This window comes from Staphylococcus sp. HMSC65H10 (assembly GCF_001839185.1).
In the GTDB taxonomy this organism is placed as follows: Bacteria; Bacillota; Bacilli; order Staphylococcales; family Staphylococcaceae; genus Staphylococcus; species Staphylococcus simulans.
In genome coordinates this window covers 28,433-49,822 of sequence record NZ_KV840428.1, presented here as the reverse complement: position 1 = coordinate 49,822, position 21,390 = coordinate 28,433, and the positions used below count along the sequence as shown (strand labels likewise).

General features: G+C 34.8%; 19 protein-coding genes and 4 tRNA genes. 15 read left to right on the top strand and 8 right to left on the bottom strand.

Going from position 1 to position 21,390, the window contains the following annotated elements; all coding sequences use genetic code 11:
* The first annotated feature begins 39 nt into the window (after positions 1-39).
* The 3 genes from HMPREF3270_RS13380 to yhaM are packed head-to-tail and all read left to right on the top strand — an operon-like array spanning position 40 to position 5,101.
* Entirely contained in the window at positions 40-1,230 is a 1,191-nt protein-coding gene (locus tag HMPREF3270_RS13380; RefSeq protein WP_002481286.1) for a metallophosphoesterase family protein, read from the top strand.
* Positions 1,227-4,163 carry an AAA family ATPase gene (locus tag HMPREF3270_RS13375; protein WP_070848421.1) on the top strand — a complete coding sequence of 979 codons (2,937 nt, stop codon included), beginning with the start codon at positions 1,227-1,229 and terminating at the stop codon, positions 4,161-4,163. Before HMPREF3270_RS13380 ends, HMPREF3270_RS13375 begins: the two co-directional genes overlap by 4 nt.
* Positions 4,160-5,101, top strand: coding sequence for a 3'-5' exoribonuclease YhaM (gene yhaM / locus HMPREF3270_RS13370; RefSeq protein WP_023016255.1), 942 nt, complete (start codon positions 4,160-4,162; stop codon positions 5,099-5,101). The genes HMPREF3270_RS13375 and yhaM overlap by 4 nt, the downstream gene beginning before the upstream one ends.
* A gap of 67 nt (positions 5,102-5,168) precedes the next feature.
* Here yhaM and HMPREF3270_RS13365 read toward each other — a convergent pair whose 3' ends face one another.
* The 4 genes from HMPREF3270_RS13365 to HMPREF3270_RS13350 all read right to left on the bottom strand — a co-directional run bounded on the left by HMPREF3270_RS13365 (position 5,169) and on the right by HMPREF3270_RS13350 (position 8,069).
* Entirely contained in the window at positions 5,169-6,128 is a 960-nt protein-coding gene (locus tag HMPREF3270_RS13365; protein WP_002481283.1) for a peptidylprolyl isomerase PrsA, read from the bottom strand.
* A gap of 158 nt (positions 6,129-6,286) precedes the next feature.
* On the bottom strand, positions 6,287-6,853 hold the full coding sequence (locus HMPREF3270_RS13360; protein WP_070848420.1) for a DUF3267 domain-containing protein: 567 nt from the start codon (positions 6,851-6,853) through the stop codon (positions 6,287-6,289).
* Between the two features lie 252 nt (positions 6,854-7,105).
* Positions 7,106-7,576: a YtxH domain-containing protein gene (locus tag HMPREF3270_RS13355; protein WP_002481281.1), complete on the bottom strand. Its 471-nt coding sequence runs from the start codon at positions 7,574-7,576 to the stop codon at positions 7,106-7,108.
* Positions 7,577-7,643: 67 nt separating this feature from the next.
* Positions 7,644-8,069 carry an HIT family protein gene (locus HMPREF3270_RS13350; protein ID WP_070867278.1) on the bottom strand — a complete coding sequence of 142 codons (426 nt, stop codon included), beginning with the start codon at positions 8,067-8,069 and terminating at the stop codon, positions 7,644-7,646.
* Positions 8,070-8,205: 136 nt separating this feature from the next.
* Here HMPREF3270_RS13350 and HMPREF3270_RS13345 point away from each other — a divergent pair, with 136 nt between their 5' ends.
* Both HMPREF3270_RS13345 and HMPREF3270_RS13340 read left to right on the top strand, forming a co-directional pair.
* Positions 8,206-8,943 (top strand): ABC transporter ATP-binding protein EcsA, encoded by a 738-nt coding sequence (locus HMPREF3270_RS13345; protein WP_023016252.1) that lies wholly within the window; start codon positions 8,206-8,208, stop codon positions 8,941-8,943.
* Positions 8,940-10,166, top strand: a complete 1,227-nt coding sequence (locus HMPREF3270_RS13340) for an ABC transporter permease EcsB (RefSeq protein ID WP_070848418.1) — start codon at positions 8,940-8,942, stop codon at positions 10,164-10,166. The genes HMPREF3270_RS13345 and HMPREF3270_RS13340 overlap by 4 nt, the downstream gene beginning before the upstream one ends.
* A 76-nt stretch (positions 10,167-10,242) precedes the next feature.
* Here the strand turns inward: HMPREF3270_RS13340 and HMPREF3270_RS13335 are convergent, their stop codons facing one another.
* Positions 10,243-10,746, bottom strand: a complete 504-nt coding sequence (locus HMPREF3270_RS13335) for a signal transduction protein TRAP (RefSeq protein ID WP_070867277.1) — start codon at positions 10,744-10,746, stop codon at positions 10,243-10,245.
* Positions 10,747-11,079: 333 nt separating this feature from the next.
* On the opposite strand from HMPREF3270_RS13335, the gene hemE reads away from it, so the two are divergent.
* The 4 genes from hemE (at position 11,080) to HMPREF3270_RS13315 (ending at position 15,334) form a co-directional block, all read left to right on the top strand.
* Positions 11,080-12,120, top strand: coding sequence for a uroporphyrinogen decarboxylase (gene hemE, locus HMPREF3270_RS13330; RefSeq protein WP_105966662.1), 1,041 nt, complete (start codon positions 11,080-11,082; stop codon positions 12,118-12,120).
* Positions 12,121-12,157: 37 nt separating this feature from the next.
* The gene (hemH, locus tag HMPREF3270_RS13325) at positions 12,158-13,114 is read left to right on the top strand and encodes a ferrochelatase (RefSeq protein WP_002481275.1); all 957 of its coding nucleotides are present in this window, start codon (positions 12,158-12,160) and stop codon (positions 13,112-13,114) included.
* Positions 13,107-14,504, top strand: a complete 1,398-nt coding sequence (gene hemY / locus HMPREF3270_RS13320) for a protoporphyrinogen oxidase (protein WP_002481274.1) — start codon at positions 13,107-13,109, stop codon at positions 14,502-14,504. The genes hemH and hemY overlap by 8 nt, the downstream gene beginning before the upstream one ends.
* 272 nt (positions 14,505-14,776) lie before the next feature.
* Entirely contained in the window at positions 14,777-15,334 is a 558-nt protein-coding gene (locus HMPREF3270_RS13315) for an RBBP9/YdeN family alpha/beta hydrolase (RefSeq protein WP_060804845.1), read from the top strand.
* Positions 15,335-15,397: 63 nt separating this feature from the next.
* Here HMPREF3270_RS13315 and nadA read toward each other — a convergent pair whose 3' ends face one another.
* From nadA to HMPREF3270_RS13300, 3 genes are read right to left on the bottom strand one after another with little or no spacing between them, the layout of a single operon-like run.
* Positions 15,398-16,498, bottom strand: coding sequence for a quinolinate synthase NadA (gene nadA, locus HMPREF3270_RS13310; protein WP_002481272.1), 1,101 nt, complete (start codon positions 16,496-16,498; stop codon positions 15,398-15,400).
* Complete coding sequence (nadC, locus tag HMPREF3270_RS13305) at positions 16,499-17,332, bottom strand: carboxylating nicotinate-nucleotide diphosphorylase (RefSeq protein ID WP_002481271.1); 834 nt, start codon at positions 17,330-17,332, stop codon at positions 16,499-16,501.
* The gene (locus tag HMPREF3270_RS13300) at positions 17,283-18,857 is read right to left on the bottom strand and encodes an L-aspartate oxidase (protein ID WP_070848415.1); all 1,575 of its coding nucleotides are present in this window, start codon (positions 18,855-18,857) and stop codon (positions 17,283-17,285) included. Before HMPREF3270_RS13300 ends, nadC begins: the two co-directional genes overlap by 50 nt.
* Positions 18,858-18,960: 103 nt before the next feature.
* On the opposite strand from HMPREF3270_RS13300, the gene HMPREF3270_RS13295 reads away from it, so the two are divergent.
* From HMPREF3270_RS13295 to HMPREF3270_RS13270, 6 genes are all read left to right on the top strand, one after another.
* Positions 18,961-20,079, top strand: coding sequence for a cysteine desulfurase family protein (locus HMPREF3270_RS13295; protein WP_070848414.1), 1,119 nt, complete (start codon positions 18,961-18,963; stop codon positions 20,077-20,079).
* Positions 20,051-20,584, top strand: a complete 534-nt coding sequence (locus tag HMPREF3270_RS13290; RefSeq protein ID WP_002481268.1) for a transcription repressor NadR — start codon at positions 20,051-20,053, stop codon at positions 20,582-20,584. The genes HMPREF3270_RS13295 and HMPREF3270_RS13290 overlap by 29 nt, the downstream gene beginning before the upstream one ends.
* A 411-nt stretch (positions 20,585-20,995) precedes the next feature.
* Positions 20,996-21,069, top strand: a tRNA-Met gene (locus HMPREF3270_RS13285).
* A 19-nt stretch (positions 21,070-21,088) separates the two neighbouring features.
* Positions 21,089-21,164: transfer RNA gene (locus tag HMPREF3270_RS13280), tRNA-Asp, on the top strand.
* Positions 21,165-21,175: 11 nt separating this feature from the next.
* Positions 21,176-21,248, top strand: a tRNA-Phe gene (locus HMPREF3270_RS13275).
* Positions 21,249-21,271: 23 nt separating this feature from the next.
* A tRNA-His gene (locus HMPREF3270_RS13270) sits at positions 21,272-21,347 on the top strand.
* Positions 21,348-21,390: the final 43 nt, after the last annotated feature.

Genomic DNA, 21,390 nt, shown 5'->3' with positions numbered 1-21,390 from the left:
TATAGAATTTGGATTATATGAAAAAGGAGCTTACTATATATGGTGAAATTTATTCATTGTGCAGATTTACACCTAGATAGCCCGTTTAAAACGCATAGCCATTTAAGTGAAAACATTTATGAAGATGTGAAAAAGAGTACGTATGAAAGTTTTAAGACACTTGTTAATTTCGCATTACAAGAAGAAGTTGATTTTATCGTCATAGCCGGTGATGTCTTTGATGACCATAACCGTACGTTAAGAGCTGAAGTATTTTTAAAAGAACAATTTGAACGCTTAAAGAAAGAGCAGATATTTGTTTATATGTGTCATGGAAATCATGATCCACTATCAGATAGTGTTGTAACAGACTGGCCAGAAAATGTTTCAGTGTTTGATAAAAATGTTGAGACGTATCAAACCATTACAAAGAATGGTGAAAAGATTTTATTACATGGTTTCAGTTATCAAGATCATGCAAGTTACGAAAACAAATTAGATGAGTATCCTTCTAGCCAAGGAGAGAAAGGCCTGCATATTGGTGTACTGCATGGTACCTATAGCAAATCCTCTACGAAGCACCGTTATACTGAATTTCGATTAGAAGATTTAAACTCTAAACTTTATCATTACTGGGCACTCGGCCATATTCATGAACGTCAACAAATTAATGATATGCCACCGACGTACTATCCTGGTAATATACAAGGCCGTCATTTCAATGAAATGGGAGATAAAGGTTTTCTACTTGTAGAAGGGGACGAATTTAAATTAAATGTTGAATTTGTACCTTCACATTTTATTCGGTTTGATGAAATTAAAATTGAAACAAAACAAACAACAAAGCAAGGCATTTATGATGTGGTACAAAAATTTAAAAATCAAGTCAGAAAACAAGGTAAAGCTATCTATAGAGTTTATTTAGAGATTGATAGCGATGAGCCTGTGTCTTCTCAAGATTTAATGCAAGTGGAAGCAATGTTGAAAGAATACGAAGAAAATGAAAATAACTTCGTGTTTATTGAATCTTTAATTGTTTCTTATAAAGATGATGACACAAGACCACTTGAGCATGAATTTTCTCAAGAATTGAAAGCTGATGACGCAATTTTTACAAACGCGATGAGTGATCTTTACCTAAATCCTAAAGCAACTAAGTTTTTAGATAACTATGATGACTTTGATAAGGTAGAATTGATTAATCGTGCAGAGGCATTGCTTAAGTCAGGTTTAAGAGGTGAGCAATCATGAAGATTTTAGCATTAGATATATATGGTTATGGTAAGTTCGTTGAAAGAACAATTAAATTTAATAAGTCATTAACACAAATATATGGTGAGAATGAAGCGGGTAAATCAACAATCCAAGCTTTTATCCATTCAATTTTATTCGGCTTTCCGACTAAAAGAGAAAACGAACCGCGCTTTGAACCGAGATTAGGTAACCAATATGGCGGCAAGCTTTATTTGAAGTTAGATGATGGACAAGAAATCCAAGTTGAACGTGTGAAAGGTGCAGCGCAAGGAGATGTTAAAGTCTATCTTGAAAATGGCGGTATCCGTGATGAAGAATGGCTGCAAAATAAATTAAATTATATCGACAAGAATACATATAAAGGCATTTATTCTTTCGATGTTTTAGGTTTACAAAATATCAATCGCAATATGGATGAGAAACAACTTCAAGAATACTTGTTGCAAGCAGGTGCTTTAGGATCCACGCAATTTACAACTATGAGAGAACAATTAGAAGCACAAAAAGCAGCGTTATATAAACGTTCAGGGAAGAATCCTGTCATTAATCAGCAATTAGAGCAATTAAACGATTTGCAAAATCAAATCAGAGCGCATGAAAGCGAATTGGAATCTTATCATAGTCTGATTGATGAAAGAGATAAAGCAGAACGTCGTTTAGATCATCTTCAACAAAACTTGATGCAATTATCTAAGATGCATGAAGCGAAACAAAAAGAATTAGCATTATTAGATCAAGCGCAAGAATGGAAAGCACTAGAGCATGAATTGAACATCGAACCGCTAGACTTCCCAGAACAAGGGATTGAGCGATATGAAGCATCTAAAGCACGTAGAGATCAGTTGAAGAAAGATATCAGCCTACGCCAAGAAAAATTAACGCAGTTACAACAAGAAAATGAACAAATTGATGTCCCAAAACAATCTGATATCGATGCGTTAAATAATATCGCTAAACAAGAAAATGACATTAAACAAAAAGAAACACAACTACAAGCTCTGAATAAAGAGATTGAAGATAAATCAAGAGAAATCGAAGGTCTTAAATCTAATATTGGTTGGCAAGAAGATCACGATAATATAGATACTTCTGAAAGTATGAAAAGCTTCGTCAGCAAGCAAATTGCTAAGAAACAAGATCAAGCCTCATACATGACTCAATTAGAACGTACTTTAGAAGAACAACAAATTGAACAAGCAAACAACGAAGAAGAAAAGCAACAAGTTGAAGATGCGCTCGTTTCTGATGAAGTATTTGAGAAGAAAAAAGAATATAATCAAAAGTCCATTGAGTTAAATGAAAAGAAAAATCTTTATCAAAAAATGAAAGAAGCTTTTGATTCAGAACAGGCTGAACGAAATCGTAAACAAAAAACAACAAGAATTATCTTTATTGTATTAGCAATTGTCAGTGCTGGTTTAGCAGTCTTCTCATTTGCGACGCAAGCACTTTTATTTGCGATTATCTTCGCTGTTGCTGCGGTAGGCTTTGTAGTAGGTGCGATTTTATTCAAGTCATCAGAAATCGGTCATAGTGAAACATTCTCTAATGAAATTTCACAATTAGAACAAGAGAATGCAGCACTCGAAGATAAATATGACTTAGACTTTGATTTAGATGATCAAGCTCGCTTGAGAAATCAACATCATAGTGTAGATAAATCTATCGGTATTTTGAATTCTAAAATTGAGTTGACTGAAGATAAGTTAGCAGAAGCACAACAAAATCATGAACGTTTTGACCAAAATATTCAGGAAGTCAAAGCTGATTTACATGTTTCAGAAAAAATGTCAGATGATTTATTGATTGACGGTATTAAAACAATCGAACGTATTCAATCGTTAAAACAACGTGTTTCTGAATTACAAGAACAACATTCTGCATTGAAATCAGAAGTTGATGCGTTCTATGATCATGCACAAGCAGTGACAAAAAATCAAATCAGTGATTTTAAATCAGCTGCACTCTTCCATGATACAAATCGTTGGTTGAAACAAGCAGAAGAAAATCAAACAAGATGGAATCGCAATGATGAAGACATCCAACTTTTAACTAATGAACTGAAACAGTTGAATGAGCGTTTAGATGAACATAACCAATCTATTAACAACTTATTTGATTTTGTGAAAGTTGGGGATGAGGAAGCGTATTATCGTTACCATCATCGTTATGTGACTTACAAAAATAATCACAGTAGATATCAAGATCTTAATAAATATTTAGAAAATCAAAATATGATGTACGATGAAGCATCTGATTTAAGTGATAAAACAAAAGTACAGTTAGAAGAAGAAAATAACAGATTAGCTTCACAAGTTGATGAATATAATGATAAGTATCTTACGTTACAATCAGAAGTCAGCGATTTAACTGCACAAATCAAACATATGGAAACTGATGATACATTAACGCAATTACGTCATCGTTACTATATGCTTAGAAATCAAATGAATGAAAATGCGAAAGATTGGGCAAGCCTCAGCTATTTACAAGCGTTAGTAGATGCACATATCAAACAAATTAAAGATAAGCGTTTACCACAAGTCATTGATGAAGCTACTGAAATCTTTAAACAATTGACGCATGATAATTATACGCAAGTCACATATGAAAATGAGGATGTCAGAGTTAAACATCGTAATGGTCAAATGTATCAGCCAAATGAAATCAGTCAATCAACGAAAGAAGCGCTATACATTGCCTTGCGTTTAAGTTTAATCAAAATTTTGAAACCTTATTATTCAATGCCAATCATTATCGATGATGCCTTCGTTCATTTTGACAAGCATCGTAAAGGTGCTATGATAGACTACTTGAAATCTTTATCAGCAGAATATCAAATTTTATACTTTACATGTTCAAAAGATAATAATATTCCTGCTAAACAAACAGTTATTTTAGAAAAACTAGAAGAAGGAGGCAAAAAATGAGAAATGTAGAAAAGCTTCAACCTGGAGATTCGGTAGATCATTTTTTCTTAATCCATCGAGCTGCTCAGGGTGTTACTGCGCAAGGCAAAGACTATATGACTTTGTATTTACAAGATAAAAGCGGTGAAATTGAAGCTAAAGTATGGACAGTAACAAAGCAAGATATGGAAGTCCTAAAACCAGAAACAATTATTCATGCTAAAGGCGATGTGATTAATTATCGTGGCCGTAAACAAATGAAAGTAAATCAGTTTAAATTAGCAGAACCTGCTGATGGATTATCAGCTAAAGATTTCATTGATGGTGCGCCGTTAACCCCAGATCAAATCAAAGAACAAATTGATTACTTTTTATTGGAAATTGAAAATAGTAAACTTCAACGTCTAACAAGGCATATGTTGAAAAAACATCATGACACGTTTTATGTCTTTCCAGCTGCAAGTTCCTTTCATCATAACTTTGCGAGCGGTTTAAGTTATCATGTTTTAACGATGCTGAAGATAGCTAAAAGTTTATGCGATATCTATCCGATGTTAAATAAAAGTTTGTTATATAGTGGCGTGATTTTACATGATATCGGTAAAGTTAAAGAGTTAAGCGGACCGGTTGCAACGTCATATACGGTTGAAGGTAACTTATTAGGCCATATCTCTATCGCAAGTGAAGAAGTGACAAAAGCTGCAGAAGAGTTAGGTATTGAAGGTGAAGAAGTGATGTTGCTAAAACATATGATTTTATCACATCATGGTAAACTAGAATATGGTTCACCTAAATTACCGATGCTGAAAGAAGCAGAAATTCTAACGTACATCGATAATATCGATGCTAGAATGAATATGTTTGAGAAAGCTTTCAAGAAAGCAAGAAAAGGGCAGTTCACTGAACGTTTATTTGCAATGGAAAACAGACAATTTTATAATCCAGAGAGTTTAGATTAATCTATCTCTTAACAATAAAAAGCTGAATTCCGAGTGGAATTCAGCTTTATTTTAGCTTTAAGACTTATTAAGGCGTTTGCATACCTTCGCCGCCTTGAGACTGTTGTTTAAGTTTGTCAGGGTTCAAGATAGAGTCTTCGACTGCTTTTTTAATATCTCTATCTTTGAAATCAACGTTAAATTCTTTTAGTAAGTCTTTGTAAGCCTCTACTAAAATCTTAGGATCTTTTTGAACTTTATTTTGGATGATTTGTGATTTCAACTTATCTTTTTCTGATGAGAAATCAGTTGGTTGATCTGCTTTGATGATATGATAACCATAATCTGATTTAACGACATCTGAGATTTCGCCATCTTTCAATTTGAATAGTGCTTTATCAAATGGTTTTACCATTTGGCCTTTAATAACATAATCTAAGCTGCCGTCTTTTTTAGCACTTGCTTCATCCATAGATTCTTTTTTAGCGATTTCTCCGAATTTATCAGGATTTTTCTTCACTTCTTTTTGGATTTTCTCTGCTTTAGCTTTCGCTTCTTTATCACTTAAACCTTCTTTATCTTTATCATCAGATTTCACTTTGATTAAGATATGAGAAGCTTTTTTAGTGTCTTCTTTAAGCTCTTTATCAGAAACTTTAACTTTATCCATTAACATTTGTTTTTGGTAAGCTTGCAATTTCTTTTGTTCCTTATAGTCTTTTAGTGTCATACCTTGTTGTTTTAGAGCACTTTCAAATTGGTCTTTACCGCCATATTGTTTTTGCTCATCTTTGATTTGTTTATCAATTTCTTTATCATCAACTTTGTCAGCATATTTTTTCTCTAGTAATTTGCCTAACAAAATTTCAAAAGAACTATTAGCGATTTGTTCTTTACCGATTTTTTTCATGACATCTTCTACTTTAACATCTCCAGCTTTAGAAGATATTAAGACGTTTTCTTTAGAATCTGTGGCATGATTCCCGCATGCACTTAATAGCACAGCACTCGCTGTAATTGGAATCATAACTTTTTTTAATGATTTCATAACGCAGTCTCCTTTTTCAAAATATAACAATGTTAATATACCATAATATGAATCTGATACAAATTCATTACTGTTGTCTTCAGACTAAAGTATTAAAAATGAGATAAATAAAAGCACCTTAAACATAAAATAACATGTTCAAGGTGCTGCTTGTATCATTAATTAAAATTTGTGTCTAACGGCATATCATATTTATTTAAGATATTAAAACCTGTGCAATGTTCTTCAATGTATCTGCCTTCATTTGAGAATAAGATCAATTTTAAATACATAAAGTCCATCACAGAGAAACCAGCGTTTAGTGACAGTAGGAACATGAAATAATGACCGTACTGCGGCATTAATGTTGCCATATAAATACTTGCTGCAGTAATCACGATAACTGGTGCAATTAAGCATAAGCAAAATAAGTATTTATTCACTGGCGTACTGACATATAAGTTATATAAAGGTATCCATGGTCGCTTAGTAAGACGTTTCTTTTTAAAGTGTTTGTAGTAGGGTGCTAAAACAATTAAATGAATGAGTTTATGAATTGGATAAAGTAATAACACCGCTATTAGAAACACGAAAAAGTACCGGTCTGTGATCTCTTTATTGGATAAAAATATCAATACTTCATAGCTGATTAAAAATGTGATAATAGTTGTGACAACAGCAATAAAAAAGATACGGGGTAAGCCAAATCTTGTATTAATGTCAATTTGACGTGAGCATAAAAACATCACGATACCTCCTCGCATTATTTATTTGTTTTTTCGTTTATTTTGGGATATTTTTTCTAAGTTCTTATCAATACTTAGGTATTATCTATCTTTCTAATGAAAGAGTCAAGTATTAATTATGAGGAAATTTTAGGCTAATTAAGTGGCATGTTTAGAAGAGGGGAGAATGCTGTAATATCGCATGTTCATGAAGTTTAAAATTTAAAAGAAAAGACCAGGACAACACGATGTTGTTCTGATCTTAAATACTCATTATTCAGCTTCAGTGTCCACTTGTTTCTTTTTAGGTTCCACTGCAGCTGTTTGATTTTGTTGTACCGTTTCACGCTGGTCTTTACCAACAGGTTGTTGTTTTGGTGTGTACGGTGTGATGTTTTTCTTATCAGGGCTTTTTGTAATGCCTTGTACCGTTTCACCGATAACTTCACCGCGTTTTTGGATATCTTGAATATTTTCTTGAATATGATTGATATTTGGTTGAATATCTTTCATAAAGTCGCTAATCAAAGTTTTAACTTCATCGACGATAGTTTTAACTTCTTGCGTACCGTCTTTGATTTGATTAACATAGCTTGAAATATTAGATGATTGTTGTTTAATTGCTTTTGTACTGTCGTCAAATTCAGTTTGGCCAGCTTTAGAACTGTTTTTATTAAAAGCAGTTACAGCAAGACCAGCAGCAGTACCAGCAACTAATCCACCTAAAATGCGAATTACTTTCATAGGTTAGTCTCCTTATTTAATGATGTTGAGTTTAGATATAGTATGTTATTACCCGAAAATTAGGTAATCATTCAAAATGTGTTTGAATCTCTTGTGCAATTTTAGCTTTTGCTTCATCGCCTAATTCTTCTTCGTGTGTAATCCATTTATAACCGAAGCCATCCACATCATTTTCGTATCTTGGTAAGAAGTGGAAATGTAAGTGGAATACAGATTGGTCTGCAAATTCACCATTGTTTTGAATGATGTTTAAGCCGTCTGGATTAAATGCTTTTTTAATTGCGTTGGCAATTTTAGGCATTGCTGCACCGATATGTTGCATTGTTTCTGGATCAGTTTCGAAAATGTTTGGTGAAGCTTTCTTAGGTACAAGCAAAGTGTGACCTTTCGTTACTTGCGAAATATCTAAGAATGCATAGACATAATCATCTTCATAAACTTTATAACTTGGGATTTCACCATCAATGATTTTGCTGAAAATTGTTTCTGACATCACAATTCACTCCTTAAAAGGTTTACTTAAAGTACATTATAGCATTACCCGCCTTTAAACGTCATGTCACGAATGATTTCTCTATGAGTTAATACATGCTTTTTGGTACAATAAAGAACAGTTGGAGGTTATGAATATGACTGTTAAAGTAGAACATCTCACAGGTGGTTATGGTAAAAAACCTGTGATTCAAGATATTAGTTTTGAATTAAAAAATGGTGAAATTGTAGGCTTGATCGGCCTTAACGGTGCAGGGAAAAGTACGACAATCAAGCACATGCTCGGATTGTTAACACCTGCTGCAGGTGAACTTTCTATTTCAGGTACTAACATCAAAGAAGATATTGAGACCTATAGACATAAATTATCGTATATTCCTGAAGCACCGGTCATATATGAAGAATTAACATTACAAGAACATATTGATATGACTGCAATGGCTTATGGCATCGATAAACAAACTGCAATGGATCGTGCCATGCCGTTATTAAAAACATTTCGTTTAGAAAAAGAACTCCAAGTTTTTCCAAGTCATTTTTCTAAAGGGATGAAACAGAAGGTCATGATAATTTGCGCCTTTATCGTCAACCCTGAACTTTATATCATTGACGAGCCATTTCTTGGTTTAGATCCATTAGGTATACAATCCATGTTGGATTTAATGGTAGAGAAGAAGAATGAAGGGCGTACTGTGTTGATGAGTACACATATATTAGCAACAGCTGAGCGTTATTGTGATCGCTTCATCATCCTTGATGAAGGACGTATTGTTGCTTTTGGTAATTTAGATGAACTTAGAGCACAAACAGGTTTACATGATAAAACATTAGATGAAATTTATATTCATGTGACGCAAGGTGGTCAAAACGTATGACAGACCATCGCGCCATAGAATTATTTAACCAAAGAAGAACAGCAATCAGTAAAGAAAAAGCCTACTATAATAAATTTATTTTTAATGGGCACTTTTCAGTATTTCTATTGATTTTATTCGGTGCGTTTATATTAGGCTACGGTAACTGGCTTAAACATATTCCATCTGGCATACCATATGCAATATTAGCAAGTATCGCTGTTGCTGTAATTTCGATCTTTCCTTTACGCACTTTGTTTAAAGAGGCGGATCGTTTGTTCCTATTACCATTTGAACGGCATATGCGCAGCTACTTGAACTATAGTATTCTTTATAGTTATTTAAATAGAATAGCTTTGCAAGTGGTTGTATTAATTGTACTCTTTCCATTATTCAGTCGACTTGAAGCGGGCAATCTGCTTTACTACGCATTATTTGCGGTTGCCGCTTTAATTTATCCATATCTCGGCTTAATTGCCAAATTAGAGTGGATGCAGGCAAAAAGACCTTTATGGATTATGCAAGTCCTGCAATGGCTGCTCTTTACAATCACATACGTTTTAATTTTAGGTGCACATCAATGGTTTGGTTTATTGCTTGTTATTGTATTTATCGCATGGATTATTGTTCTAAAGAAAAGTAATGCAAAACGTTTATTGCCATGGGAAGCGCTGATTGCAATTGAACAGCAACATCACATGAATTACTATAAATTCGTCAATATGTTCACTGATGTAAAACACTTGCGCTCAGCGGCAGTACGTCGTCGTTATTTGGATTTCTTATTGCCGAGACCGCGTTCAAATCAATATAACGCAAAGCATATGTATTTATTTCTATTTAAACGTAGCTTCTTAAGAGGTAAAGATGCATTCAATATCATTTTACGATTAGTTATTATTGCACTTGTGTTAATGATTTGGCTTTCGAATCAATGGATTTCATTAATTGTAGGCGGACTGTTTATGTATATAATTTTACTGCAAACAGCACAGTTCTACACACAACAAGCTTATGGGTTATGGCCGCAAGTTTGGCCTGTACCTGAAGAAAGAGTAATTCAAGGCTATGGTCAGTTTCTATATCATATTATGTTTGGTATCGGTGTAATATTAGCGTTAACATACGCTATCCTTTTCCCGCCACAATTTTATATGGCATTAGTATTCTTTGTGGTGGGTTGGTTGACAATCAGAAATATTATCAAGAAATTGAAATACCAAGAAGCCTTATTAAAAGACTAATTCTAAATATATAAAAACAACGTCTCATTAGCAATTTAAGCTAATGGACGTTGTTTTGTTTTTTAGATACTTTTGCTTAATCTTTATCCACCGGATAGAGGAAACGTTCAAAATAACTTGAATGTTGGCCGCTAGAACCGAAGAATTGAGATAACGCTGTTTTAGAGAAGTTATCTTGATAAACTTGAGAAGATTTGAAATCTTCAAAGTTACTACGCTCAGCAAAACCAAAGTAGATTTTGTAAGTTGTTCCTTTAATTGGTTTTAAGAAACGGTAACATTTGAATCCAGGGAATTTATCCAAGTTTAAAGATAATGATGTTAAACGTTTTTCTAATTGATACATATGATTTTCTGAAGTTGGGATAAAGACAACTGCATAGAAACATTCTTCTTCAAGTTCATTAATGCTTGAAAGTACTTCATATTTAAGTGGTTCTTTTAAAGCAGTTGGTTGTTCAGTTTCTTCAAAAATTACTGATGAATCATTTGTTGAGAAAAAAAATAAGTTATGCTCTGGGTTGTTTAATCGAATTTGGTTAAGGTATCCGAATGTACCATAGGATGCATATAATTTCATGGCACGTTCCTCCTTTTTTGTATTATTCTACAAAGAATAAAAATAAATTTCTAGCAATTAAAAATACTAGTAGTCTCATTATATAGTATTAGTAGGGCAATTTGATATAGAAATGATGAAAATGTTTCAGATTTTGAAAACGGAACCAATGAGGATTTTAACAAATTATGTCATAATGTAATATGTTGCAACTAAAGAAGGTAAGCGCGTAGAAAAAGTTTACACGATTGTGATTTGCTATGTCTTTTTTATGACATTTACATCCAACAAAATACGTGTATTCTACGGATATGCTAGAATAGATTAGAATGATTATAATTTTGGGAGGATACTGTGGTGCATCAAAAAAATAATACAATTTTAAAGATGATTAAGGGAGAAGAGGTTGAACACACTCCATTATGGTTTATGCGACAAGCAGGTCGTTCTCAACCTGAATATCGTGCCTTAAAAGAGAAATATTCGTTATTTGAAATTACACACCAACCTGAATTGTGTGCTTATGTTACACATTTACCAGTAGATCACTATCAAACTGACGCAGCAATTTTATATAAAGATATCATGACACCATTAAAACCGATTGGTGTAGATGTAGAGATTAAATCTGGTATCGGTCCTGTGATTGAGAATACAATCAAAACGATTCAAGATGTAGAAAAGCTAGGACAAATTGATCCAAAACGCGATGTACCTTACGTGTTAGATACGATTAAGCTCTTGACGGAAGAAAAATTGAATGTGCCTTTAATTGGTTTTGTCGGCGCACCATTTACTTTAGCAAGTTATATGATTGAAGGTGGACCTTCTAAAAATTATCACTTCACTAAAGCTATGATGTATCGTGATGAGGCAACATGGTTTGCGTTAATGAATCATTTAGTAGATATGTCTATCACGTATGCGAATGCACAAATCGAAGCGGGTGCAGAGTTGATTCAAATCTTTGATTCGTGGATTGGCGCATTAAATGCCCCTGATTTCAGATATTACATTAAGCCGCATATGGAACGCTTAATTAAAGGGATTAAAGCAGAACATGATGTGCCGGTTATCTTATTCGGTGTGAATGCTACACATTTAATTGAAGAATGGAATTCACTTCCGATTGATGTATTAGGTATTGATTGGCGTACAACAATCAAAGATACTGCTGATGCAGGGGTTACAAAAACAATTCAAGGCAACTTAGATCCTTCATTGTTATTGGCACCATGGGAAGTGATTCAACCGCGCTTAGATGAAATCTTAGATCAAGGAATGGCTTACGGCAAACACATTTTCAACTTAGGACACGGGGTATTCCCAGAAGTGAAACCAGAAACGTTGAAGAAAATTGCTGATTATGTCCATGAATATACAAAACGAAAATAATTTAAATGTAAAATGAACGGTAAAGGAAGGGTTTAATATGACTCGAACTATTGGACTACTCGTGATGGCGTATGGTACGCCTTATCAAGAAAGTGATATAGAGCCGTACTACACAGATATTCGTCACGGTAAAAAACCGACACCAGAAGAAGTTCAAAATTTAAAAGATCGCTATGAATTTATAGGTGGGATGTCTCCATTAGCTAGAATTACAGATGAACAAGCGGAGGCATTAAAAGATAGATTGAACTTAATGTATGAAGAACAAGATATTGAGTTTAAAGTCTATGTCGGTTTAAAACATATTCATCCATTTATTGAAGATGCAGTTGAACGTATGCATCAAGATGGTATTACAGAAGCGATTACGATTGTCTTAGCGCCGCATTTCTCTAATTTCTCTGTAGGTTCATATAACAAACGTGCAGCGAAAGCGGCACAAACACATGGTATTAAATTGACGCATGTGAACAGCTTCTATCAACAACCAAAATTTATTCAATACTGGGTGAAACAAATTAATCAAACACTTTCAGACATACCTGAAGCAGAACATGATCGTACTGTTTTGGTTGTTTCAGCACACAGTTTACCTGAGAAGATGATATTAGAATCCAATGATCCATATCCAGAGCAATTAAAAGACAACACAAGATTATTAGAAGAACTATCAAATATTCAACACACAGCAAGAGGATGGCAGTCTGAAGGTAATACAGGCACACCATGGCTCGGACCGGATGTACAAGATTTAACAAGAAGTTTAAAAGCTGAATATGGCTATGAACATTTTATTTATACGCCAGTTGGTTTTGTTTGTGATCATTTAGAAGTCCTTTATGATAATGATTATGAATGTAAAGTGGTATGTGACGAAGTAGGCGCAACTTATCATCGTCCACCGATGCCAAATACACATCCGCTCTTTATCGGTGCTATGGCAGATGAAGTTTATTATGTTTTAACAACGAAAGAAGAGGATGCAAATGAGTAAGAACATCGCAGTCATCGGCGGAGGGATTACAGGGCTTTCCGCAGCATATTATTTAAAAAAAGAACATCCTGAATATGATGTCACAATAATTGAAGCCACAAATCGTACGGGTGGTAAAATTCAAACGTATCGTAAAGATGGTTTCACGATTGAATTAGGTCCAGAATCTTATTTGGGTCGCAAAACAATTATGACTGATCTTGCGACAGAAGTGGGCTTAGGTGATGAATTAATTACCAACCAAACAGGACAATCTTATATCTATGCACGTAACCGTTTATATCCGATACCTGGTGGTTCTATCATGGGTATACCGACAGATTTAAAACCTTTTATGACAACACAATTAATCTCATTAAAAGGTAAATTACGTGCCGCTATGGATTTAACTAAGAAACCTATTGAAATGGATGGAGATATTTCTGTAGGAGATTTCTTCAGACAACGTTTAGGCGATGAAGTATTGGAAAATCTGATTGAACCTTTAATGGGTGGTATTTATGGTACGGATATCGATAAATTAAGCTTAATGAGTACGTTTCCTAACTTTAAAGAAAGAGAAGAAGAGTTCGGTAGTTTAATCAAAGGTATGCGCCATGAGAAGTTATTAAGACAACGAAAAAAACAATTGTATCCTGGTGCACCTAAAGGGCAATTTAAGCAATTCAGACATGGTTTATCTTCTTTTATCGAAGCGTTAACACATGCAGTGATTGAACAAGGTACAACAATTCAATATCAAACCAAAGTAGAAGATATCATTGGTTTCCAAAAAGGATATAATGTTGTTTATAACGGCGAAAAACACTTTTATGACGGCGTTTTAGTAACAGTACCACATCAAACATTTATGCAATGGTTCTCAGAAGATCCAGCATTAGATTACTTTAAAACAATGGAAAGTACTTCTGTAGCGACGGTTGTTTTAGCATTTGATGAAAAAGATGTGGTCAATACGTATGATGGTACTGGCTTTGTGATTGCGAGAACTTCTAATACTCGTATTACCGCTTGTACATGGACCAGCAAAAAATGGCCGTTTACAACACCAGAAGGTAAAGTCTTGTTACGTGCTTATGTCGGAAAACCTGGTGATAACATTTTAGAAGAAATGGATGATGAACAGATTGTTGCGACAGTACGTCGTGATTTAAGTCAAATGATGGATATTAAAGGCGATCCGGAATTTTCAATCGTTCATCGTATGCCAAAAAGCATGCCACAGTATCATGTAGGTCATATTCAACAAGTGCGACGTATTCAAGATCATATCAAACATACGTATCCGCATTTACGTATTACAGGTGCAGCATTTGAAGCGGTCGGTTTACCTGATTGTATTCAACAAGGTAAAGATGCCGCAGAATCTTTAGCAGAAGTTGTACAATAAATGTTTTGACATGTCGAATTGTAATGAAAAAGATTGACCTTTTTATCAAATAGGATTAATCTTATAATTGAAGACGATGAGATAATATGATGGATTTTATATTATAGGTATGAGAAATAAACAAGAGAAAGATGACCTGAACCTAAGTTTTAATGACGATTGTAAATCGCTAAATATCTTTTGATGAGCACAGAAGATAGGAGACGGTTTTCAATACATTTAAACTGATATTTCAGGTCATTTTCTTTTTGAAAGAGCAAGAGGTGAAGAACATGACTAATATTGTTTTAATTCATGCTCAAGGTGCTGACGCCCACTCAAATTGGTATGAATGGTTAGAACAATCATTAAGACTAGAAGGATATCATTCAGATATCGTTAATATCCAACATGACTTACCAGTCAATATGGAAGAATGGTTAAAGCAGTTGAATGAGCAGATTGAAATTTCACAATATGAAACATATTTCGTAACACATGGCTTCGGTACGCTTGCGGGGCTGAAATATTTAGAACAACATCCAGATATTCGTATTGAAGGGTTCTTCAGTATTGCAGGGTTTGGTCCGAATGCTGAAGGTGTAAATCCTGATTTACATGTTCCAGATGTTACATTAGACATTGAAGACTTAAAATCACGTATTGACTATTTCTATGGTATCGCATCTAAAGATGATTCGAATGTTCCATATCAAGATACAGAGCGTTTAGTTCAAGCTTTTGATGGTGATATGAAGGTTATTGATGAAGCGGGTCATTTTACGACTGAGGATGGTTATGATACTTTCCTCGCATTAAAGAATAATATGATTAAACGCATGGCTAATTAAATCATTGATAAAAAAGGTCTCTCTGACGTATTTACTCGTTCAGAGAGACCTTTTCATTTTATATTAAGTAATGCTTAACATACGATCTAAGCTTTCTTTCGCATATTTTGCTGTTTCAGCATCAACTTTGATGATGTTATCACGGTTGCCATCTAAAATTTTATCTAAACACCAAGCTAGGTGAGGAAGGTCAATACGGTTCATAGTCAAACATGAACACATTAATGGGTTTAATGAATCAATCGTGATGTCTGTGTAAGTATCTTTTAAACGATTCACTAAGTTCATTTCAGTTCCGATTAACCAACGAGAACCTTTTGGTGCGTTTTTGATAGTTTCAATAATGTAGCGTGTTGAGCCTGCATAATCAGCAGCTTGTACCACTTCGAATTCACATTCAGGGTGTACAATCACATTGATTTCAGGATCACGTTCACGTGCTAAATCGATATGTGCTTTATGGAATTTCTCATGTACAGAACAATGACCTTTCCATAAAACAATACGTAAATCTTCAAGTTTGCCTTCATAAACAAGTTCTTTAGCAATTGGATCCCATACTGCCATTTGTTCAAGTGGAATGCCTAAATCATATGCTGTATTACGTCCTAAGTGTTGGTCAGGTAAGAATAAAATAACTTTACCTTGTTTCAATGCCCAATCCACTACTGATTTTGCGTTACCGCTAGTTACACATGAACCACCGTGTTCGCCAACGAACTTTTTAATCGCTGCAGTAGAATTGACATAAGTTAATGGCAAGATATCTAAGTTGAATTCTTGTGTTAAAACATCATAGCCATGTAAAGCTTGTGTGATATTTGCCATGTCTGCCATAGAACAACCAGCAGATAAATCTGGTAGATAAATGTCTTGGTGGTCGTCTGTTAAGATGTCTGCTGTTTCTGCCATAAAGTGTACACCGTTAAATACGAAGTATTCAGCAGCAGTATTTTCTTTACAGATACGAGCAAGTTCTAATGAATCACCCGTAATATCGGCAAATTGAACGACCTCATCTTTTTGATAATGATGTGTCGGCATGAATAGGCGATCACCTAATTCATCTTTAATAGATTGAATATGTTGTTCTAACTCCTCAGTTGACATTTTAAGATACTTTTCAGGAATTTCCTTTGATACAGATAACATTGGGTTAAACATTTAAATCACAACCTTTGCAGAAATATCGAGCGCGTTTTGCGCATAAAATAGAGCACCCATTGAAATGAAATCTACGCCAGTTTCAGCGTACGCAACGACATTTGTTTCGTTAATATTACCAGAAGCTTCAGTTTGAATATGTTGAGGAACTGCTTTAAGATGTTCAGCAATCCATTCTGGTGTTTGGTTATCAAACATAATGATGTCTACATCTTGATTGATTGCTGTGTTAAGCATCTCTTCATTTTCAATTTCTACTTCAATTTTATCCATTGGACCTACAACTTTTTTAGCGTTTTGAATCGCAATTTCCATTGATTCAGAGAAAGCGATATGGTTATCTTTCAACATCAATCCATCATTTAAAGAACGACGATGGTTCAAACCACCTCCAACAGTCACCGCAAATTTCTCAAAGATACCTAAGCCTGGTGTTGTTTTTCTTGTATCAACAATGCGCGTAGAAGTATGCGCAATTTTTTCTGCGATACGATGTGTTTGTGTGGCAATACCTGACATACGTTGAATTAAGTTCAGAACAATACGTTCCATAGTAAGTAATACGTAAACAGGACCTGTAATTTCAGCGATGATATCACCAGGTTTGACTGTCTCACCATCTTTGATTTTTTGGTCGATATCGATGTGACTCTTTAATAACTTGAATCCTTCTTTGATAATAGTTTCGCCGCAAAAGATACCGTTATCTTTTGATTTTAAGTACATTGTACCTTGTTGTGTCTGATCAAAGATGTGTGTTGCTAAATCACCATATTGATTATCTTCAATGTAATATTGAGTGATTTTCTCTCTGACGAGTAGTGGATTTAACATGTTCCATGCCTCCTGAATTGATTTCAATAAGTTCAAATTGTAATTGCTTATCTTGATGTGGATAATCAAGTCTGTAATGTACGCCTCTTGATTCTTGACGAGCTAGCGCTGCTGTACAGACGATTTGTAGTAATTTGACAGTACAATAACGTTGCCATTTTGCTTTATCGACATATTCTGTTTCAGATGTTTCGAATAATGTCTGTTCAATTTCTTTCAAATAGTTTTGCATTTTGATTCCTTTACGTTCCACACCTAAAATGTCAAAACTTTTTTGTTGTAATTGTGCAGCTCTATCAGCTGAGATAGAAGGTATTTTAAATACTGGATTAAAATGACTATGACTGACAGGTTGTAAAGTTTGATTTAACTTCTCGGCACATAAAGCACCCATAACTAAACCTTCTAATAATGAATTACTGGCTAAGCGGTTGGCACCATGAAAGTTTGTACAAGCCGCTTCTCCAATCGCATACACGCCTTCAAGACTTGTTGTACCATCAATCTCTGATTTAATGCCGCCGACGGTATAGTGTGCACCTGGTGTAACAGGAATGCGTTGTTTGGCAATCGCTTCAGGATAATGTGCTTGAACAGCTTTGTAAATAGTAGGGAAACGCTCTGCAAAATTCGAAATCGCACTAATATCTAAAAAGACTTGGTGACCTTCTTGTTGTTGATGATAGATTGCACGACTAGTCACATCACGTGGAGCCAAGCTTTTCATCGGATGTATTTTATCCATAAACGGAATGTCTTGTTCATTGACTAGCACACCACCGTCACCTCTAACAGCTTCAGACACTAAACTATAGGCATGTTCAGGTTCACCTAATAAAGTAGGGTGGAATTGAATCATTTCCATACTTTCTAAAGCGATGTCATGACGTAATGCGACCACACATCCTGATGCAATGGTATGTGGTATATTAGAGTTAGTAGGGAAGAGGTTGTTAATACCTCCTGTTGCGAACACGACACTATCTGCTTCAATGATTTGTTGTTCGTCGGTACTATCTAAAACAAGTACGCCACAGACTTGATGTTCATGGTTATAAATTAAATCAATGACTTCTGTTGATTCCATTATGGATAAGTGTGGATGAGAAAGATGTTCTACCATATGTTGTGCGATATACTTACCAGTTTGATCACCGCCAGCATGCAAAATTCTTGCAGCTGAGTGTGCGCCTTCCATTGCGTAATCTAAATGATGTGTGACTGGGTTTGAATCGAATGGGACACCTTCATCTACGAGTGCTTGAATCAAAGGATAGCTTTTCGTAATGACTTCTTGGATTACATTAAAATCTCCCATTTCAGCTCCGGCTTCATAAGTATCTTGGCTATGGCTGATTGCTTCATCTTCTTCTCTTTTTGAAAAACATATGCCACCTTGGGCAAAATTACTGTTGTTTTCAGCAAGCTTGTCCTTAGTGATACAAATCACTTCGATATCATCTTGTAATTGACGAACAAACGAGAGTGCAGCAATTCCGCTCCCAACGACAATGACACGTTTCATGTTTACACCTCTATTTACATTAATATATACAATTATGTTAACATATATGTATGCAATGATTTTGTCATAAAAGTAAGATAATTGCAAGTGGGGGAGAAAAGATATGATTTATTTAGATAATGCAGCGACAACAAAACCATCAAAAGAAGCGCTGGCAATATATAATGAAGCACAACAAACGTTGTTTTTTAATAGTGAGAGTTTACATGTCGGTGGAGAAATGGCAAGAGAAGCTTTGAATTCTAGCCGACACTATATTCAAAAACATTTCAATACGGATAAAGAAGTTTTATTTTCAACAAGTGGATCACATGCAAACCAAATCGCAATTGATATTTATTTATCACAAGCACAAGAAGGAAAGGTTTTAGTTTCGCCTTATGAGCATCCTTCTATTTATGCAGCATTAGAACCATATAAAAAACAATTTGAAATCGTAGAAATGCCTTTAACAAACGAAGGTGCAATCGACTTAGCAGCTTTAGAAGCACTAGTAGATAATGAGACAGTATTGATTATTGCACAACATGTGAATTCTGAAATTGGTTATATTCTACCAGTGCATGAAATTGCTGAATTCGCACAAGCATACAATATTCCATTTCATGTGGATGGTGTCCAAGCTGTACAAAAGATTGAAGATAAAGCGATTCAAGCTTTTACTTCATATGCGTTCTCTGGACATAAATTTAAAGGTACTAAAGGTGTAGGGGCATTGTTGATTGAACACAAGTCAGTGCGACCTACAAATATACATTACTTCCATGAAGAAGGTACACGTAATGGTACGTTAGATGTGCCTGGCATCTTAGCAATGACAAGAGCTTTATCATTAGATGCGGGTTATGAACATTTAACAAAGCTCCATCAATATGCGACTGAACGTGCTTTAGCATCTGGTTTTAGTGTGTTAAGAAGTGATAAACAAGCACCTCATATTATTGGATTGTTAACACCGCAATTTGAAGGTCAATATATTATGCAATCTTTATCTAGCCGTAATATATGTATCTCAACTGGTACAGCATGCGGTCATGGTTTATTATTGAGTGAGGGTTTAATTGAGAAGATTAAACAAACAGAACATGAAGCGGATCAATATGTACGTATTTCATTTTCAAGCAATTCAACATTAGGTGAAATTGACACATGTTTTAATGAAATAGATAAGATATTAGAAGGAGTGGCTGCCCATGAGTCAAGCGGATCAGCGACGAACTGAAATCGTTGAACTCTTACAAAGTTCGACACGACCCATTAAAGGTTCAGAACTGAGTGAACGTTTTGGTGTCTCGCGACAAATTATCGTGAAAGATATCTCACACTTAAAAACGAAAGAATATGCGATCAGTTCAACAAGCAAAGGTTACTTTATGGACATTGAACCTCAAGGAAAAAGCTGTAAACGTGTGGTAATGTGCCAACATGACTATGATGAGATGGAAGAAGAATTGAAACTTATCGTTGAAAATGGCGCAATGATTGATGATGTTTCTGTTGAGCATCCCGTATATGGCAGTATCCGTGCTGAATTGATGATTGAAACTGAAGAAGATATTCAAGCGTTTGTAGAAGAAATGACACGCTTTAAAGGGACAATGTTAGCGAAATTAACAGATGGTATTCATCTGCATACATTATCTGCAGACACTGAAAAGATCTTAGATAATGCGATAGATGATTTGAATCGAAATGGCTTTCTCGCAGAAAGCGAAGAAATGGTTTAAATATAAAATTAATAATCAGTAACTTAAAACTTGAAGCATGATTCGCGTTTTAAGTTGCTGAATTTTTATTAAGAGGGGATATAAAATAACGCAATATCTACTGTAACCTTAAAGAAATTTACAAAAGGAAAGCTTAAGCATCACTGGTTTGTAAATAAAAAGAGACCATTTGCACTCTAAATATAAAAATTTATAACAATTATATATTTATTACACTTATTTCTAACGAAAACTGGTTGACGCAAGATAGGGAAGTCGATATACTAGGTATTGTCTTGAAAAAAGAGATAACAAATTCAAAACAACTTTAACGTTTTGAAAATAAAATTCACAAATTGTTAAAAAAGGTTTGACATTGGTTAACAAATTGTGATATGATGAATAGGTAAGTCGCAAGATTAATAATATTACCGCGGGATGGAGCAGTTCGGTAGCTCGTCGGGCTCATAACCCGAAGGTCGGTGGTTCAAATCCGCCTCCCGCAATACATATCTTTTTTCAAGGGGTCCCGTAGTGTAGCGGTTAACACGCCTGCCTGTCACGCAGGAGATCGCGGGTTCGATTCCCGTCGGGACCGCCATTATTAATTAAGGTTCAGTAGCTCAGTTGGTAGAGCAATGGATTGAAGCTCCATGTGTCGGCAGTTCGACTCTGTCCTGAACCATTCTTATTTTTATTATTTGTCTGGCGGTTGTGGTGAAGTGGTTAACACATCGGATTGTGGTTCCGACATTCGTGGGTTCGATTCCCATCAGCCGCCCCATAATCGTTAATGCGGGTGTAGTTTAATGGCAAAACCTCAGCCT

Excerpts from the sequence above, each read along its gene's own strand:
- HMPREF3270_RS13340 (WP_070848418.1), top strand. The coding sequence starts at position 8,940 with ATGACAGACCATCGCGCCATAGAATTATTTAACCAAAGAAGAACAGCA.
- HMPREF3270_RS13380 (WP_002481286.1), top strand. The coding sequence starts at position 40 with ATGGTGAAATTTATTCATTGTGCAGATTTACACCTAGATAGCCCGTTT.
- hemY (WP_002481274.1), top strand. The coding sequence starts at position 13,107 with ATGAGTAAGAACATCGCAGTCATCGGCGGAGGGATTACAGGGCTTTCC.
- HMPREF3270_RS13375 (WP_070848421.1), top strand. The coding sequence starts at position 1,227 with ATGAAGATTTTAGCATTAGATATATATGGTTATGGTAAGTTCGTTGAA.
- yhaM (WP_023016255.1), top strand. The coding sequence starts at position 4,160 with ATGAGAAATGTAGAAAAGCTTCAACCTGGAGATTCGGTAGATCATTTT.
- hemH (WP_002481275.1), top strand. The coding sequence starts at position 12,158 with ATGACTCGAACTATTGGACTACTCGTGATGGCGTATGGTACGCCTTAT.
- HMPREF3270_RS13350 (WP_070867278.1), bottom strand. The coding sequence starts at position 8,069 with ATGTCAGAAACAATTTTCAGCAAAATCATTGATGGTGAAATCCCAAGT.
- HMPREF3270_RS13365 (WP_002481283.1), bottom strand. The coding sequence starts at position 6,128 with ATGAAATCATTAAAAAAAGTTATGATTCCAATTACAGCGAGTGCTGTG.
- HMPREF3270_RS13345 (WP_023016252.1), top strand. The coding sequence starts at position 8,206 with ATGACTGTTAAAGTAGAACATCTCACAGGTGGTTATGGTAAAAAACCT.
- HMPREF3270_RS13295 (WP_070848414.1), top strand. The coding sequence starts at position 18,961 with ATGATTTATTTAGATAATGCAGCGACAACAAAACCATCAAAAGAAGCG.
- HMPREF3270_RS13335 (WP_070867277.1), bottom strand. The coding sequence starts at position 10,746 with ATGAAATTATATGCATCCTATGGTACATTCGGATACCTTAACCAAATT.
- HMPREF3270_RS13355 (WP_002481281.1), bottom strand. The coding sequence starts at position 7,576 with ATGAAAGTAATTCGCATTTTAGGTGGATTAGTTGCTGGTACTGCTGCT.
- HMPREF3270_RS13290 (WP_002481268.1), top strand. The coding sequence starts at position 20,051 with ATGAGTCAAGCGGATCAGCGACGAACTGAAATCGTTGAACTCTTACAA.
- HMPREF3270_RS13360 (WP_070848420.1), bottom strand. The coding sequence starts at position 6,853 with ATGTTTTTATGCTCACGTCAAATTGACATTAATACAAGATTTGGCTTA.
- HMPREF3270_RS13300 (WP_070848415.1), bottom strand. The coding sequence starts at position 18,857 with ATGAAACGTGTCATTGTCGTTGGGAGCGGAATTGCTGCACTCTCGTTT.
- HMPREF3270_RS13315 (WP_060804845.1), top strand. The coding sequence starts at position 14,777 with ATGACTAATATTGTTTTAATTCATGCTCAAGGTGCTGACGCCCACTCA.
- nadC (WP_002481271.1), bottom strand. The coding sequence starts at position 17,332 with ATGTTAAATCCACTACTCGTCAGAGAGAAAATCACTCAATATTACATT.
- nadA (WP_002481272.1), bottom strand. The coding sequence starts at position 16,498 with ATGTTTAACCCAATGTTATCTGTATCAAAGGAAATTCCTGAAAAGTAT.